General features: G+C 59.9%; 20 protein-coding genes and 1 pseudogene. 5 read left to right on the top strand and 16 right to left on the bottom strand.

Annotated elements, in window-relative coordinates; all coding sequences use genetic code 11:
- From P3C39_RS21340 to P3C39_RS21325, 4 genes and pseudogenes are all read right to left on the bottom strand, one after another.
- On the bottom strand, positions 1–952 hold a 952-nt coding region (locus tag P3C39_RS21340; protein WP_275953907.1), incomplete at its 3' end, for an Ig-like domain-containing protein.
- 1 nt (position 953) lies between these two features.
- Positions 954–1,094: a hypothetical protein gene (locus P3C39_RS21335; protein WP_275953908.1), complete on the bottom strand. Its 141-nt coding sequence runs from the start codon at positions 1,092–1,094 to the stop codon at positions 954–956.
- Between the two features lie 715 nt (positions 1,095–1,809).
- Positions 1,810–2,412, bottom strand: coding sequence for a general stress protein (locus P3C39_RS21330; RefSeq protein WP_024502379.1), 603 nt, complete (start codon positions 2,410–2,412; stop codon positions 1,810–1,812).
- Between the two features lie 20 nt (positions 2,413–2,432).
- A pseudogene (locus P3C39_RS21325) lies at positions 2,433–3,175 on the bottom strand (DUF4142 domain-containing protein).
- A gap of 163 nt (positions 3,176–3,338) precedes the next feature.
- Between P3C39_RS21325 and P3C39_RS21320 the strand changes: the two are divergent.
- From P3C39_RS21320 to P3C39_RS21310, 3 genes are all read left to right on the top strand, one after another.
- Positions 3,339–3,518, top strand: a complete 180-nt coding sequence (locus P3C39_RS21320; RefSeq protein WP_024502377.1) for a hypothetical protein — start codon at positions 3,339–3,341, stop codon at positions 3,516–3,518.
- A 152-nt stretch (positions 3,519–3,670) separates the two neighbouring features.
- Positions 3,671–3,925 (top strand): DUF982 domain-containing protein, encoded by a 255-nt coding sequence (locus tag P3C39_RS21315; RefSeq protein ID WP_275953909.1) that lies wholly within the window; start codon positions 3,671–3,673, stop codon positions 3,923–3,925.
- Positions 3,926–4,015: 90 nt separating this feature from the next.
- Positions 4,016–4,342 (top strand): hypothetical protein, encoded by a 327-nt coding sequence (locus P3C39_RS21310; RefSeq protein ID WP_275953910.1) that lies wholly within the window; start codon positions 4,016–4,018, stop codon positions 4,340–4,342.
- 30 nt (positions 4,343–4,372) lie between these two features.
- Here P3C39_RS21310 and P3C39_RS21305 read toward each other — a convergent pair whose 3' ends face one another.
- The 9 genes from P3C39_RS21305 to P3C39_RS21265 all read right to left on the bottom strand — a co-directional run bounded on the left by P3C39_RS21305 (position 4,373) and on the right by P3C39_RS21265 (position 8,850).
- Entirely contained in the window at positions 4,373–4,708 is a 336-nt protein-coding gene (locus tag P3C39_RS21305; RefSeq protein ID WP_244506918.1) for a hypothetical protein, read from the bottom strand.
- Positions 4,708–5,067: a hypothetical protein gene (locus tag P3C39_RS21300; protein ID WP_013533180.1), complete on the bottom strand. Its 360-nt coding sequence runs from the start codon at positions 5,065–5,067 to the stop codon at positions 4,708–4,710. The genes P3C39_RS21305 and P3C39_RS21300 overlap by 1 nt, the downstream gene beginning before the upstream one ends.
- Positions 5,067–6,287: a divalent metal cation transporter gene (locus P3C39_RS21295; protein ID WP_063170167.1), complete on the bottom strand. Its 1,221-nt coding sequence runs from the start codon at positions 6,285–6,287 to the stop codon at positions 5,067–5,069. The genes P3C39_RS21300 and P3C39_RS21295 overlap by 1 nt, the downstream gene beginning before the upstream one ends.
- Positions 6,284–6,745, bottom strand: coding sequence for a hypothetical protein (locus P3C39_RS21290; RefSeq protein WP_063170166.1), 462 nt, complete (start codon positions 6,743–6,745; stop codon positions 6,284–6,286). Before P3C39_RS21290 ends, P3C39_RS21295 begins: the two co-directional genes overlap by 4 nt.
- Before the next feature lie 399 nt (positions 6,746–7,144).
- Positions 7,145–7,372, bottom strand: coding sequence for a hypothetical protein (locus P3C39_RS21285; protein ID WP_063170474.1), 228 nt, complete (start codon positions 7,370–7,372; stop codon positions 7,145–7,147).
- Between the two features lie 126 nt (positions 7,373–7,498).
- Positions 7,499–8,101 (bottom strand): diguanylate cyclase, encoded by a 603-nt coding sequence (locus P3C39_RS21280; RefSeq protein ID WP_275954199.1) that lies wholly within the window; start codon positions 8,099–8,101, stop codon positions 7,499–7,501.
- Positions 8,102–8,148: 47 nt separating this feature from the next.
- Entirely contained in the window at positions 8,149–8,364 is a 216-nt protein-coding gene (locus tag P3C39_RS21275) for a hypothetical protein (RefSeq protein WP_063170164.1), read from the bottom strand.
- A 4-nt stretch (positions 8,365–8,368) separates the two neighbouring features.
- Complete coding sequence (locus P3C39_RS21270; RefSeq protein ID WP_063170163.1) at positions 8,369–8,587, bottom strand: hypothetical protein; 219 nt, start codon at positions 8,585–8,587, stop codon at positions 8,369–8,371.
- A complete protein-coding gene (locus P3C39_RS21265) occupies positions 8,584–8,850 on the bottom strand; it encodes a hypothetical protein (RefSeq protein WP_063170162.1) in 267 nt (88 codons plus the stop codon). The genes P3C39_RS21270 and P3C39_RS21265 overlap by 4 nt, the downstream gene beginning before the upstream one ends.
- Before the next feature lie 698 nt (positions 8,851–9,548).
- Here P3C39_RS21265 and P3C39_RS21260 point away from each other — a divergent pair.
- The gene (locus tag P3C39_RS21260) at positions 9,549–10,727 is read left to right on the top strand and encodes a zinc-dependent alcohol dehydrogenase (protein WP_063170161.1); all 1,179 of its coding nucleotides are present in this window, start codon (positions 9,549–9,551) and stop codon (positions 10,725–10,727) included.
- Positions 10,728–11,149: 422 nt separating this feature from the next.
- Here the strand turns inward: P3C39_RS21260 and P3C39_RS21255 are convergent, their stop codons facing one another.
- Both P3C39_RS21255 and P3C39_RS21250 read right to left on the bottom strand, forming a co-directional pair.
- On the bottom strand, positions 11,150–11,530 hold the full coding sequence (locus P3C39_RS21255; RefSeq protein WP_063170160.1) for a response regulator: 381 nt from the start codon (positions 11,528–11,530) through the stop codon (positions 11,150–11,152).
- Positions 11,527–14,637 (bottom strand): CheR family methyltransferase, encoded by a 3,111-nt coding sequence (locus P3C39_RS21250; protein ID WP_063170159.1) that lies wholly within the window; start codon positions 14,635–14,637, stop codon positions 11,527–11,529. The genes P3C39_RS21255 and P3C39_RS21250 overlap by 4 nt, the downstream gene beginning before the upstream one ends.
- Before the next feature lie 271 nt (positions 14,638–14,908).
- On the opposite strand from P3C39_RS21250, the gene P3C39_RS21245 reads away from it, so the two are divergent.
- Positions 14,909–15,565, top strand: a complete 657-nt coding sequence (locus P3C39_RS21245) for a response regulator (RefSeq protein ID WP_082826656.1) — start codon at positions 14,909–14,911, stop codon at positions 15,563–15,565.
- Positions 15,566–15,667: 102 nt separating this feature from the next.
- On the opposite strand, the gene P3C39_RS21240 is transcribed toward P3C39_RS21245, so the two are convergent.
- Positions 15,668–15,940, bottom strand: a complete 273-nt coding sequence (locus tag P3C39_RS21240; protein WP_063170158.1) for a hypothetical protein — start codon at positions 15,938–15,940, stop codon at positions 15,668–15,670.
- Positions 15,941–15,997: the final 57 nt, after the last annotated feature.

Raw genomic sequence — 15,997 nt, 5'->3', positions numbered from 1 at the left:
CGGCGGCGGTAAAGCCGGTCACCGCTTCGCTGAAGGTCACGGTGTAGCCGACCACCGGGTCGCTGTCGCTGGCCGTGCCGGGCTGGTCGTCGGCGATCGACACCGTGGGGTTGGCGGTATCCACCGCAACCGTGTCGGAGCCGGCAGCGCCAGCATTGCCGGTAGCGTCGGTGTAACCGCCGGCCGTTACCGAAACGGAGCCAAGGCCATCAAAACCGTCTGCCGCCGTGAACTTCGCCGTGTAATGCGAAGCATCGATCGTCACAAAATTAGACAGCGTTCCGTGGGTTGCCATCACATCGTCTAAAGTGAAGCCAGTCACTGGACCAGTGAATGTGAACGTTACAACCGAGTTGTTGTCATTGTCATTCAAGGAAGAATCGACAATATTAACGAATACAGGAACATGTCCGCCGCTATCAAGAACGGTAACCCGCTCGATCGCGGAAACCTTGAGGTTGATCGTGGTGAATGTAAATTCTGCCTGGCCTGCTTGGCCGGTGTTCGAGTTCGAGTTTGCAGCAATGAAGGCACGAAATTGAGCAAGTTCGGCGTTAAACGCTGTCATGAATGACGTGTTGGCTAGTTGATCATTGCTTAGATAGATAGCAAGCGTATCGATCTCGGCAGTGCCTTTCGCAGCATTGCCGTTGCCGCCGTCATAGGTGTCGTAACCGGAAAAGGCTGTTTGTCCTCCGGTTGTCCCTGTGCCGTATACTAGGCTACCAATCCTGTACTGATTTTCCCACGCTCGATAGATAAGCGTATCCGCACCCGACCCACCAAGAAGAGTATCGAAACCGCTTCCGCCGTCTAAGGTGTCGGCGCCGGACCCACCATTAATATAGTCATTGCCCCCACCGGCGACGATGACGTCGGTCCCGCTCCCGCCAATAAGCTTGTCATCCCCATTAGTCACCACGCCGACGTAGCTGCTGCCACTCGCACCCATACTAACCTCCCAAGATCATGGATTGAGACGCGGAAGCGAGGACGACCGTATCCTCGGTGAGATTGAACAGGTCATCCTTCGCCTGCGGTGTATTGGAGAAAGACGTCGTGGTGCCGCCGGCACCGGTGACCTGAGTAGCCATTTTTCAACCCCCCTTTTAAGAACAGACGCCTCATCTGTTTTATCGACAGTACTGAACGACCGGCTGCTTCCAGCCGAAGAAGAACCGCGCGAATCCAGGCAGGCATGAATTTTCGCCCTCATCCAGGCACACCGCCGCGCTTGGAACAGCCGCCTCAAGCTGGCCATTCACGGACGGATATTGACCCGATGCTGCTGGACGCGACGACTGGTCGTCACGCTACGTTCCCTACCCAACCTACATCGTCAAACTCGTGGCTTTCGACCACGAACTTTAGATGCTTCTTATATTAGGAGATTATTAACTCTTATAGAGAGGAAGCGTCAACGCCCAACTTGGCCGAACAGTTAATAGTCGAACATAAGGGGAGCCACAGTCACTAGAATCGAGTTGTGAGATCGAACAGGCGCGCCCGATATGAGCCAGACGGCAGACGTGCGGCTCAGCGTGACCAGAGCCCGCCAGCGCACCACCATACCAACACCGCACCTTGATCGCTGAGTACTTTTCGTGCAGCACGCCAACCCGACAGCCAGCCAGTTCGCTTGAACGGTCGGGGATTCAACTGAGATCACTTAACGCGCCGGACAGCCGGGAAGCTTCATGCCCTTGCTCACGGAGATCTTGAAGCCGGGCAACTCGAACATCTGTCCCACACGCTCCGTAGCACTTCGTGAAACCTCGTCGTTCGGTACGTGCGACCACACCTCCTCGTTCAAGGCCGATTGATCGTCCGAGCGCTGTCGCGATCGGTCTCGTCAGGGATATATTCGCCGGCATTGGCATCGAAGCCGGTCCAGCCGCCAGCCTCGTAAGCCCTGCGGCGTTCGGCAAGATCGACCGATCTGGATTGCCCCAGAATTTCCTCGGCATTTGCAATGAGTTCATCGTCCACCCTGGCCGTGACCAACGTGCCGCCGCGGCGTACGCCCTCCGCATACACGTGGGCATCGTTCTCGGGCACGCCGGACTCCGTCAGAGCGCCGACAATGCCTCCGACCGCACCGCCTGCCACCGCCCCGGCAACGACACCTGTCGCGGTGGCGGCGAGCCAACCCGCCGCGACCACAGGTCCGACGCCCGGGATGGCCATGACCCCCAGCCCTGTCAGCAATCCGCCGGCACCGCCGATCACGGCGCCAATCCCCGCGCCAGCCCCGGCATCCTCGGCAGCCTCCGAACGGTCGCCCTCGTACCAGTCATCCGAGTTGTTGGCGACGATGCTGATGTTCGCATGCGGGACGCCCGTGGCTTCCAGTTCGCGGACCGCGTCGGCCGCGTCGTCATAGTTGTCGAACAGTCCAGTTACCGTTTTCATTGATTTCTCCTGATCCGTGCTCACTTGCTGGCGGCAACGACGTTGCCCTGATAGTCCAGGCCGACGGCGAGGCTTTCGCCTGCCTTGGTGGCATGGCCCGCCAGATGCCCTGGTCGTCCTTGGTAAGCTTCGACACGTTGGTATAGCCTGCACCCTCGATGCGGCTCTTGGCCTGGGCTTCGGTGAAGCTGTTTGCGCCGGGAACGAGAGCGGCGGCATTGGGGGTATTGTCGGTCTTCACCGCCGGTGTTGTCGCTCCCGTGATGGCGTCCTGCCCGGCTGCGATCTTTTCGATCATCTGCTGGTGCGTCTTCAGCGTATCGACCGTTTGCTGGGCGAATGTCTTGAGCCCGGCGTTGTCGCCGCCGCTGGCATAGGTTTCAAACAGCTTGACGGCGTCGGCATGCGCCTTGCGCTGCATGTCGACATAGGCTGGATCGATCGGAGCCTGCGCATTCTTGAGCTTGTCGAGATCGCCCTGGTGCTGGGCATCAAGCGCCGACGGCACTTTCAATTTTTGTTCGCCGGCCACCGTTGCCAGCTTGGCATTGGCCGCGCCGTGATCGCGGATCATCATCTGGGCGAAGTCCTTGATGCTCTGGTCCTGAACCTTGCCCAAGGCAATCTGGCTCGAGTCGACTTCGAACTTGCCGCCGATGGCAGCCTTGTCGACGAAGGCCTGGGCGCTGTCGGCAGCAAAAGCAGGCACGGCGAGAAGAATGGAAGCAGCGGCGAGCGATGCGAAAAATTGTCGTGTTTTCATCGGCTTTGTCCTTGCCTGGGATGCGTCGCCCTAACAGGCCAAGATGCGCTTTGTTCCGATACCCAGACGACATGCCTGCAGGCCCGGCAGCACCACGATCCACGCATGAGGCTGCCGGATTATCTCGCGTGAGATCTGCCACATCGACGGAAAATGTGGAGAAGTGACAGGCGACAGGAACGCCGGCACCATGAACCAGCGTGGCTGCAAAAAAGCCGTGGTCGAGACAAGCAGTTTCCAGGCGCCGCTATTCTACATGCAGCATGGGTTCGAGGAATTCGGCAAAGTCGAATTCGGAATTCCAGGGCACGCACGCATCTTCCTTCGCAAGGACCTGTTGTAAGTCTTGGGACGGGCGCGCACGGATGGCCATCGGCTAGTTGTTTCAAACGCCAGGTGCTCTGGAACAAATCGACGGTTGCGGAGTTAAAGCGCGTCGCGACGCGCAGTCTTGCAGTCGCGTGTCGAATGGAGTGCATCCCGCTGGAGAGGCATGTGCGTACTGGACATTTCAGAAAGCCGATTGTCATTCAACCTGGCCGGATAGACCGCGACAGGGTTGTGGTTTCGGTGTCGGACGCAGCCGAAGTGCTGCTGCGGGACTGGCCAAAGCCGACATCCGAGAGGCGTCTTGCCGCGATCAGAGCGTGCCTTGCCGTCATGCGAGGCGAAAAGCCGACAAGGGCGGCACGACAGGCGTTCATCGTTGCGGCCAAGGACGCCAGGATTCTGCTGAGCGAGCAAATCTGACCCTGGTGGGTCGCCTCAGTGCATGCAAGCTTGGTTCCGCCGGCGCCTGCAAGTGCGATACTGCCGAGATCGGTTCGAAGGGGAGAGATTATGGCTAAGGTCTCAGGTCTCACGCCTGCCGCGGCCAGAGGCGAAGTTCAGGCAGGAGCAACGCACGACAAGACGCCGGGGTTCGATCCCGCCATTGCCCCGCTTGAGACAGACGCAGAGGCCGCGGACACACAAAATCCGGTCGCTGAGACAAGTCCGCCGCGCACTCGTCCAAAATTCGAAAACGATGCCAGCTTTGCCAATGCCATGCGTCCGGTCGAAGGCGAGCCGGAACTGCGGCCTGGCGGCAACTGGCCGGTGTTGGTGATTGCAGCTGTCGTTTTGACAGCAGCCGTGGTCTTCCTGGCGGCAAGCATGCTGCGCTGAGACTAATCCCGACGATGCAGCACCCACGACCTATTCCTGGAGGTCCGGCGCGTCCTTCATACCTGAGAGTTCAGTCATTGGGCACAGCAGCCGCGGTCGCGCGGGATCGGAGATGTCGAGCTTGTCCCAAGGAATGCGGTATAGACCGTCGCGGCGGCGTAATCGGAAAAGATCCAGCACCGCCACGCCTATGGCCGAGGCCGAAAGACGCTCGAAAGCAGCGTAGACCCCGACGTGGAATTCGGTGACGACGAAATCGTCACCATCCCGTTCGGCGCGGATCTCCTCGATATAACCGACATTCTTGCCGCGCTGCGAGAGTACGCGCCGCCCCGCCAGATGCTCGAGATTGACCGTAATCATCATCAAGCTCCCGGAATGCGCCCGATGATATGGTCGCGCAACCAGTCCTGCCAGGCGAAGATCGACGTTTCTCGCACATCGATGTCGAACTCGATATCGATGCCGATATCTTTCACCTTGCGCCAAGCGATCCGATGAGGTTCGCCATGCTGCGTGCCGCCCAGCTTGACCGCGAGCCGCGCCATCCAGCGCCCGGGCCGTGCGCCGAGGCGACGCGCCAGGGTGATGGAGCCGAGCTCGATGGCAATGATCCGAGGCGGCTTGCCAGGCCGCAACTGCGCCACCAAACCGTCGACCTTACCGACCTTGACCTGCTCGCGGTCGACCACCTGCTTGTCCAGGAGATCACGCAGCAACTTCATCATGTGCCTCCGAATATCTGCAGCGGGATGGTCACCACCGCCAGTACGAAGCCAAGCGCGATGATGAAGATGACGGCGGCATTTGACAAAATGCCGTTGCGATGCTCGCCGACATAACGTTTGTCGTTCAGCAGAAACAGGAACGGAACGACGGTCAGCGGAAGGCTGGCAGCCGTCAGCGCCATGGAAAAGATGGTGAGCCTCAGCGGGTCAAGACCAAGCGCGATGGGAATAGCCGCCAACAGTAATGATATCGTGTAGATGGCGCTGAAACCCGGATCGTCGCGCGGCTTGCGATCCTCGCCCCAATTCCAGCCGAACCCTTGGGCCACAAGATAGGCCTGTTGCAACCCGACCTCGAGCGCAGCGCCGAAGCAGGCGATGGCGAGAGAAGCAACAAACAGCACGAAGCCCCAGAAGCCGAATATGGGGATCAGCATCAACGGCAGTTGGTGATAGTCGTCCACCTGGGTGACGCCATGCGTGGCGAGCACGAGAGCGGCCACGATCAACACGCCGATCGAGATGGTGCCCCCGAAGGTCATGCCCAACCCCGCTATGGCCCGATTGGCGCCGAGATAGCTTTTGTCCCACCGGTCCTCGATGGCCCCCGAGGAATAGAACATGAACAGGTAGGGCGATATCGAGGCGCCCAGAATGCTGACCGCCATGAACCAGTAATTGGCGGCATCGTGGACCGGCAGCGAAGGCACGGCGCCCCTTGCGACTGCCGTCCAATCAGGTCTCAGCATCACCGCTCCGACGACGAAACACAGCGTCACCAGACCGAGAAACGACACGCCCTTCTCGATGACGCCGAACGTGCCTTTCCAGAGCAGCAGCCACGCCAGCAAAGCCACCGGCAGTGCCCACCACTGGAAGCCTATGCCCGTGGCAAGTTCGAGCGCAATGGCAACGCCGCCGATCTCGGCGGACAGCACCAGGAAATTGACCAGCAAGGCGGCAAGCAACGGCCATAGAAAGACGTTGAAACCGAACCTTTCGCGGATGCCGTCGGAGATCGTGTGATGGCTCACGGCCGCGAACCGGCCGGACATTTCGACAAGGAAGATGATGCAGACGGTGCCAAGCACCACCGCCCAGATCAACTGGAAGCCAAACATCGCGCCTGCCTGCGCCGCCGTCGCCATGGACCCAACTTCGAGGAAGCCGCCGACGCTGGTGACGACGCCGAGGGATATTTCCATGAGCTTTTTCATGGCTTCGGCGCGAAATACTTGGCGTAGGCGGCAGCGAGCGCACGCGACGCCAGCCGTAAATCCTGTTGCGCGTCTTGGACTTCCAGCCGGTCATCTGCCTGCAGTCCGGCCTCGGCACGCGTCACCGCGACCGACAAATCATTGACTGCTTTTGTCAGAGAAGCTTGCTCGGTGGGTTCACTGGTTTCGGCGGACCGGATTTGCGCCCCCGTATCTACGAGCGTCTTGGCGATCGATTGCAGCGTGTCCACCGTGTATGCGGTCGGCGCCGCGCCGCCCATCCAAGCGTCGAGCAACATCGATGCGGTCTGTGCCGCGGAAGCCGCTGTTCGTGATTGCTGCTCGATCTCGTCGGAAGACGAGCATCCCGCCGACACGCACAACAGCAACAGCAAGCACAAACAATCCAGCCGGAAATGACGGCCGCTGAGGATCAAATTCGGCGTTTGGTGCGCCACAAGAATAGTCTCCCCTAGTGCCGAACGAGCGGTGGTCGGCTTGAATTGACCTAGAGCGTTCAGCGGGCGCGTCAACGAAAGCCCATCCGGCGGGGCGGCTGCAGGGCATGTGGACGCGACAGATCTCAGCCGGCCACCGCAACTCAAGCGGAACAAAGGATCGCGTGCGGAATTAGGAGCACAAGGAGGCGGCGGAGCCGACTTCAATTCCGTCCTGATCATCACGTCGACGTGAATGGACTGCTGGCACGGAGAATCCCGCAATGCCTCGTCTCATATCCTGGATAGTGATCGTGGCAGTCGTGATCGTCGCGGCTTGGCTGTGGTTCGGCGGCCATAGAGCAAGCAACGATGGCGGCAGCCAACCCGCGCCTCACGCGATAGACCAGAACGGGTAGGTCAATCCTGATCGGCCGGGCTGCGAGGGGCCACGATCCTGTATTCGTGGATCAGGCCGAAAACCTGATTTCTCACCGTCTCGCGCGCTTCGGGCTGGATGAAAGGCATTAGCCGGTCGACGCTTTCAACGAGTTCCGGCGGCAGGTCCGCCACCGCATCCGTGAGTTCGCTGGCATGTTCATACATGTTGTCCGTCAGCTTTTTGTCGAGGTCGGAAAGGATGCTCATCATCACGCTCCATGTCTGTCCTCTCCCGTTCTGTTAATGACCAGTCCGGCAGAGATGTTCCGCGCGAGACGGCGCTCAGACCGCTGAGTACTTGTGGTCAAGGAAGCATCGTTTCAGACCGCCCCATCACCGCAACGTCGTGTGGCCCGGGTCGCGTCGCCTGGCTTTCGGCGGGATCAGCCTCCCGGCATTGGCCCGTAAGCCCCTGACGAATTCCTCCACATACGGAAGCAACTCGAAAAGTACGATCACGGCCATCACGCAGACGATATAGATCAGTGGCAACTGCTGCGATTTCCAGACGATATCGAAGCGCGCGGTTTCCGGCCCCGCCCCGAACAACGCAAGAAACTGCGTCCAATGGAGGGAGACGACGCTGACCAGGCCCATCAGCGGGATCATTTCCAGAAAGCTGTGCACATGCTGTTCGATCGGCGTTACCCTGCGCGCCGTGGTTGCATAGCGTACATCCCACATCGCCGTCGCCTCGTGGATGAAGAAGGTGACGATCATGACAGCGATGACCAAGGCATTCACCTCGAGGAACATGGCTGCCAGCAACGGCACGCCTACTTCGGCGAACATCAGAAGATGGATCAAGGATTCCTTGGCGCCCGTGGTCGAATCGATATGTGAGGCGCGGTGGCAAAGCCAGTCTGCAAAGCCAGCGACAAGCCAGACGGGAAGCAGAAAGTACATAAGGATCAGCACGGTGGGACCTGACAGCATAAACGCGTCTGGCTTGGTTCGAGGTCTACTCAGAGACGAGCTGTCGATCACTGCCCAGGCATTTCGGTGTTTTCCTTGGGATTCTTCTGGACGCCCGCGGCTGGTGAGGTATCCGCCGGGGCGTTGCCACCCTGGTTCTGTTCAGGCGCGCGTTTCAGCGGCGAGGTCTGCCAGCCCATATCAATGTAGAAAAAGCCGACGACGAAACCGACAATGATGACTGCGGCTATCACCAGCGAGATTATCGCGTTGCGTCGCTCCATAGGCCTAGCCGCCACTTGGCTTGGGAGATGCAGGCTGGGCTGGCTGCGTACCTTGCTGATCGCCGCCGGTGCTGGTCTGCGGTGTCGGGTTGGTGTCCGTCGTGGGATTCTTGTCGACCGGTTGGCTGTTCGTGGTATCCGTCTTGGACTTGGCTGGATCGGCATTGTCATTACACGCCGCCAAGGCGAGCAATGCGGCCGACATCAAAAGCACTGCCCTCATGCTGATTTCTCCTGGCTGAGTTCGGGCGAAGCCGCCTGCCAATGACCTATCCGGTCGAACCGCACCGACAGCCCTTGTTTGACGGCGCTTCTGGCCAGCAGATGGTCCAGTTCGGCGTCCTCGATCGGGCTTCGTACGACCTGGCGGATGGCCTTACAGGCGAGTTCGGTCGAGACGAAATCATATCTCCTGCTCCTGGCGACAACATATTGTTCGACCAGCATCTTTACGCGCCTGAGCGCGATTTCTTCCGCGAATTGCATTTTGTTCCTCCTGCACGCCGAACTGCTGAACGGGTACGTTGTTCCAAAGATTTAAAACATGGCGCCCTGCCCATAGAAAGCCCGCGCTGCCGCGAGGGCGCGCGGGCTGATCAGGCTGAGGGAACCCGACCGTGCAGCATCAAACAAGGGGAGCGATGACGCTGCACGGCTACCGAACTCGCACAAACTTGAGTTGTTCCACCGCCATCATGAGTTGTTCACAGTCGAATGTGCCCAGAACAAAATCGCTTTTCATGGCCGGCATAAAGCCGCCCATTCAATCCTATCCGTACGGAACAATCAGCCTCGATGGTGGTTCGGCCGAAGCGAAATTCGGAGGACGTTATGACGAATGAAAAGTTGGCCGTGGTGAGGGCAAGGTCGGCACCGATGAGAAGGACAATCCCACCGATGTAGTCATAGCCGGTTACGAGGCGAGATGGCCGGCGAGGAACAAGTCATCAGCAGTTGGAGAACAAGCTGCAGGTCGCCGCGGCGCATGTGATGCCGGCAGGCACGCTGGCTGAACAGCACCGCAAGATGGCCGAGCCGGGTTCCGCATCCAAAGACTGAACAATCGGGCATCACGGCAGCAACTCCTATGTGTTGACCTGTATATCGACGGATTGCTGCAGACGCTCAGACGGTGCCTTTTACACGATTTGCCTTCCAACCTTCTTCCAACAAGGAGCAACCTCATGAAAGCGCTCACATGGCACGGCAAAGGCGACATCCGATGCGACCAGGTGGCTGATCCCGCTATAGAGGATGATCGCGACGTCATCATCAAGGTCATCTGCTGCGCCATATGCGGCTCGGACCTGCATCTGATGAACGGATATATGCCGACCATGGAATCGGGCGACGTGCTTGGACACGAGACCATGGGCGAGGTCGTGGAAGTCGGCCGCGGCCATTCGAAATTCAGGAAGGGTGACCGCATCGTGGTGCCGTTCAACATCTCATGCGGCGAATGCTGGTTTTGCCAGAAGGGGCTGTTCTCGCTTTGCGACAGGTCCAATCCCAATGCCAAACAGGCCGCCGAAGTGATGGGACAATCCCCGGCGGGCCTGTTCGGCTATTCGCATCTGGTCGGCGGCTATTGGGGAGGGCAAGCCGAATATCTGCGAGTCCCTTTCGCCGATGTCGGTCCGATAAAGGTGCCCGAAGGAATGGACGACGAACAGGTGCTGTTCCTCTCAGACATCTTCCCGACTGGCTACATGGCGGCTGAAAATGCCGGCATCGAGCCAGGCGATACCGTCGCTATCTGGGGCTGCGGTCCGGTCGGCCAGTTCGCCATCCAAAGCGCATGGATGCTCGGCGCCGGCCGCGTTATTGCCATAGACAAGGTGCCGGAGCGGCTGGCGATGGCTCGCGAGCACGGCAAGGCCGAGACGCTCGACTTCAGCAACTCCGATATTTACGACGCCTTGATGGCGATGACCGATGGCCGCGGTCCTGATCGCTGCATCGACTGTGTCGGTACCGAGTCGGATCCCGGCGCCAGTGCCGACGCCATGCTCGACAAGGTCAAGGCCGCCGTCTACCTCGGCACCGACAGGCCGCATGTACTGCGCGAAGCAATCTACTCCTGCCGCAAAGGCGGCACCATCTCGGTGCCCGGCGTCTATATCGGTCTCGTCGATCATATTCCGTTCGGCGCCGCCATGAACAAGGGCCTGACCTTCCGGATGGGTCAGACCCATACTCAGCGTTACCTCGAACCGCTCCTGGACATAGTCCAGAAGGGCGACATCGATCCCTCCTTCGTGATCACGCACCGGGCGGATCTCGGAGCCGGGCCGGATCTCTACAAGACGTTCCGTGACAAGCAGGATGGCTGCATCAAGGTGGTGATGCGGCCGCATGGTTGAGGTGTCGGGCTCTCGCACCAGGTCTGCCCTGAGTAAGTCGGCGGCCGTGGATCGCAATGGACCCGTTGGCACCTGGAACCTTCGATCGCGGCGACGGTTTGACCTGCAGACTTCACAGCGGCGGGACTACCGTGCCCCACCCGATGCAAAGAAAGGTGCTGCCATGAGCAATGAGAGTTCCACATCGAAACCCAGCGTCCGGTCTCCGAACGCCGATGGTCTGCCGCACCCGAGACGGGACGCCAGTGACACGGATGCCGGTGGCAAGCCGGAGACGCCGAAAACCGCAGGCACATCCCGGCCGTCGACCGCGCCGCTTGACAATCCGGTTGCCAATCGCAACGCCGGGCGGCCGCGTCAGGCGAGCACCACGCCTCGGCCGACGGACAAGCCCCTGGACTGATCGAAACCGCCTGTTGAAATCACGACGAGTGCGTGTCGGGACGAAGCAATGCCAGGTCGGCCAGGGTGTTGAGAAGGGCAGCGTCGCCTGCCGGCTTTGGCACGAATTTGCAGCTTCGGAAGGGTTGGGGAACATCACGCGGCCCAAATCCGGTCATGAAGGCGAAGGGGACGCCGCGAGCCAGCAATGTTTCGGCTACGGGCAGACTCGTTTCACCGTTCAATTGAATGTCGAGCAGCGCCACGTCGACTTTGCCTGCATCGATAAGTTGACGAGCCGCGGCGACCGACGAGACCGGGCCGATCACGGGATAACCCGCCGCACGCAGGCGAGACGCGACGTCTTCGGCGATCAGCCATTCGTCCTCGACCACCAGAACGCGCGGCCTGTCGTCGCTCACGGCGCCTCCTTGTGGTTTGCTGGAAACGCGATCTGGACGCTGAGGCCGTCCTTGTGGAACGCGGTCTCGACATGGCCGCCGAGCCTGTAACCAATTTCTCCCTGCAGCAGTGTCAGGCCAAAACCATTGTCCAAGGGCGCCTTGACAACAGGGCCGTCCTTTTCGCGCCAGCCAAATGTGAAACTGTCCTCCTCGATCGACCATTGCACACTGACCTTGCCGTCGGTTTTTGACAAAGCGCCGTACTTGGCCGCGTTGGTGGCCAGTTCATGAATGGCCATGCTGAGGGAAAGCCCCTGTTGCGGACCTAGTTTGACATCCTCGCCATCGAGTTCGATCCGCTCGATGCCGAATGGTTCGAGCTCCTGCTGGAGCAGTTCCCTGACCGAGGCTTCCTTCCATCTCTCCCGGGTCAGCAGGCCGTAGGCCCGCGACATGGCATGCAGGCGACCGATCAGCGCATCCGCGAACTCCTCCTTCGTATCAGAACTTTCCCGCGTGCGGCTTGCAATGCTGGCGATCACCGCAAGCATATTCTTGACCCGGTGGTTGAGTTCAGAGATGAGCACCTGCTGATGCTCTTCCGCCTGTGCCAGAGTGGTGACATCGACAAGTGTCACCACCACGCCCTGGATCCTGTTGCCCTTGTCGCGATAGGGATTGATGCGGACCATGTGGAACAGGCCCCTGGCATCGCGTGCCAGATGGTGATTCAGGATCTCGCCTGTCTCGAAAACCTTGTCGATGTGCTGCTTCAGCTCGGGGTAGTCGAGCTGGCTAGACAGATCCGTCAGCGGCCGGCCGACATCGGAGGGACGCAGGCTGAAGAAGGATGACGCCGCCGGCGTGAAGGTACGGACCACAAGGCTGCGGTCGAGGAAAATGGTCGCGATGTCGGTGCTTTCGAACAGGTTGCGCAGATCGCCGTTGACGTGGTCGAGCTCCTCTATCTTGGCCGTCAACTCGGCGTTGATCGTGTTGAGCTCCTCGTTGAGCGACTGCATCTCCTCCTTCGAGGCTTCGAGTTCCTCATTGGTGGACTGCGCCTCCTCATTGACGGAGACGAGTTCCTCGTTCGACGATTTGACCTCCTCCAGCGCGGTCTCGTATTCCTCGATCGTCGATTGCAGGCGCTCCCTGGTGTCGCGCAGCTCCCGCTCGAGATCGGCGGTGCTGTCACTGTCACGGCCGCCGCCGTCTTCCTCTGAGCGGGCCTGGGTCGGCCCCGACGGTTCGAACAGGACGAGATAAAGCGGCTCGCCATTGCCACGTTCGGTGAGCGGTTCGATCGTGAGCTTGATCGGCTGGACCCGTTCGTCGTCTTCCTCTACGATGAGGTTTTCCCGCACCACTGTGCGGCGCGTCGTCGTCGCTTCCCGCAACGCGGCGCGGAGGTCCAGTCGCAGCCCACGCCTAGCCATCGTCAGCAACTGCCGGCTGGGAATCCCTTGCGGCGCTTCGAGATATCTGCCGGTCCTGGCCGAATAATAGACGACATCGCCCTCGGCGTTGACCAGGACATGCGGCGGAGCGAAGCGCTCCAGCACCTGCGCCTCGACAGCCTGGCGCAGCGGATAACCGGCGGCTCCCTTCCTTAAGCCGGCGCTTTCAGAGGGAAAGACGCCGGAACGGCTCTCACCGATCAAGGCGGGCAGCCTGATATGCGGCGAGGCATGCTCGCGCGCCTGGAAGAGACGATGTTTCTTGTCGACAGTGGCAAACAGATTGTCGTGCTGCCCAACGCTTTCGGAGGTGCCGAGGAACAGGTAACCGCCGGGCTTCAATGCATAGTGAAAGACAGGGATGACACGGCTCTGGATGCTCGGGCCGAAATAGATCAGCAGATTGCGGCAGGAGACCAGATCCATGCGCGAGAAAGGCGGATCGCGAATGACGCTGTGCGGCGAGAAGATGCACAGTTCCCGTATCTCGTTGCTAATGACATAGCTCTCTCCGTCGCCGTTGAAGAACCGCTGTCGGCGTTCGGGTGAAAGCCCTTGCAGCAAGGCTTCGGGATAGCGTGCCGCCCGGGCCACCGCCAGCGCAGGCTCGTCGATGTCGGTGGCAAATATCTGGACGCGCGGAACGACCGTAAGCTTCTCCATGTGTTCGCGCAGCAGGATGCCGATAGAGAACACCTCCTCGCCCGTGGCGCATCCGGGAACCCAGACCCTGACGGTGTCGCTGGCGGTCTTGCCTTCGAACAACTGCGGTATGATCTTTCGCTCGAGCAACTCGAAGGCATCGGGGTCGCGAAAGAAGTTGGTGACATTGATCAGCAGATCGCGAAAAAGGTTCATCACCTCGCGAGCATCTTTCTTCAGCCAGTCTATATAGGCGCTGATGGAATGGACCTGGGCGATCTGCATGCGTCGCTTCACGCGGCGCAGAAATGTCTTGGTCTTGTAGCCCGAGAAGTCGTGGCCGGAGTGGCTGCGCAGAATGGCGTATATCTGTTCTCGCACCTTATCGATGTCGGCCGTATGGTCGCCATCTTCTTCCGCCAGCCCTTCCAGCGTGTCGAAGCCGCGGGCGAAAGCCTCCAGCTTCGCCCCGATCTCCTCGGCGGGCACAGCGACGTCGACGAGCCCGCTGGCAATAGCGCTCTGTGGCATATCGGGATTGCGCGGCCCGTAGCCGTCGTGCGCTTGCGCGACAGTGAGGCCACCCCGCTCCTTGATCGCCTTGGCGCCCAGCGTTCCATCGGAATCACCGCCCGACAGAATGACGCCCACGGCATATTCGCCCTGGTCTTCAGCGAGCGCACTAAAGAAGATGTCGACGGGTTTGCGCTCTTGGGTAAGCCCGTTGGGCCGCCGCAGGCGCAGCACACCGTTGGCGATCGCCAGAGTGACGTTTTGTGGCATCACGTAGACGTGGTCAGGTACAACAGCTATGCCATCCTCGGCCACAACGACAGGCATCTCGGTGTAGCGGCTGACAACTTCATGCAACAGACTTTCTCGCTTCGGGCTGAGATGCGTGATGATGATGAACGCCATGCCGGGCTGGCTGGTAACGCCTTTGAACAAGCCTTCCATCGCGGGAATGCCACCCGCGGACGCGCCGATGCCAACGATGGGAAATCTAGTCGATCGGGCAGTCACGGCATGTCCCCCTTTCGCCGACCCGACATGAAGTCTCCTCAAGGCCGGATCGAACAGGACACAACCATATAGCGCGCAAGAGGTATGGAACAAGACGTCAGGGATGACGTTGAACCCGATATCAATGGTGGTTCAATGACGAAACGCTCTGCTGACATAAAACTCCGAGCGCCAGTGGTGTCAGGGGCGCCTGGATCGCTAGCAGATTCCGATGCGGGGCCCGTCCCGGATCGCATGCTGATGCTTGCGAAGCGGTTGCAGGCGGCCTTGGATGACAGAATTCGGAAAGCAAATCCTCTGCATTCTAACCTCCGTTGCAAGAAAGGATGACGACGTGCGCGACCTGCGGGGGCTGCATATTCTGATAGTTGAAGACGAATGGACGATGGCGGGAGATCTTGCGCGGTTTTTCAGCAATATGGGCGCCATAATCCTTGGTCCCGCTGCAACCGTCGAACAGGCTTCCAAACACACCGGGACGGCCGAAGCTGCAATCCTCGACGTCAATCTCAATGGCCGACGCGTGTTTCCAATCGCCGATGAGTTGATGCGCCGGGGTGTCCCCTTCGTGTTCTTCAGTGGCGATGACGACATCGCCATTCCCGACCATCTCCGCTATGCCAGCAATCTGCGGAAATCCTCGGGCAGCCAGGCGGTGTTCAACGCACTCTTTCCCCCGCAGGAATCGGGGCGGGCGCCCCCCGGACCGGACCCGTCCGACGACGTCTTCGCGCTTTTGCCCAAACTGCGACTTGCGGCGCGCCTTTTGCTGGGAGACGTCGACGCATCGGATCGGCTCGTCGAGAGGACGCTCGAGCAAGCGATCCGGGATGTCGACCGCAGACAGCCTGGTCAATCCACTGAAAACTGGCTCAACGGCATCATGCGAGAGATGGCGAAAACCCGCGGCGCAAACCTGATGCATTAATTTTACCCTCCCTCTCAGGCTGAAGTGCTAAGCCGCGGGGCCGTCATTGTTGACCACATCTCGACAACTGGGCCGTACAGATCAGCCGCTTGGCTTGCGTCATCAGCCCTTCTGATCGCGCTCGACGAATTTGTTGAAACGGCTGGCTTTCCCCTCCCCAGTCTTGGCCTGATACAGAAAGGCCAGATCGTTCTCGTCGAATATCCGGAAGAACTCGTCCCATTCGATGGGCTCGAATGCTTCCTCAGGCTCACCGAAGTCGATCCGCAGGATGCCGCCCTCGCCTTTTGTGCGTACCACTGCCGGCCGGCCGTCCCGCTCCTCGGCCCACTTGCGAATTTCGTCGTGGTCGGTGGTCGTTTGCGACTGAGACATTGAAATCTCCTTTGATCGGCGTTGCTCCATGGGACACGCGGGCTGTCGGGCGTCCTA

The organism is Mesorhizobium sp. XAP4, assembly GCF_029269325.1.
Lineage (GTDB): Bacteria > Pseudomonadota > Alphaproteobacteria > Rhizobiales > Rhizobiaceae > Mesorhizobium > Mesorhizobium ciceri.
The sequence above is the reverse complement of the archived record's forward strand: the minus strand, read 5'-3'. Positions and strand labels throughout refer to the sequence as shown.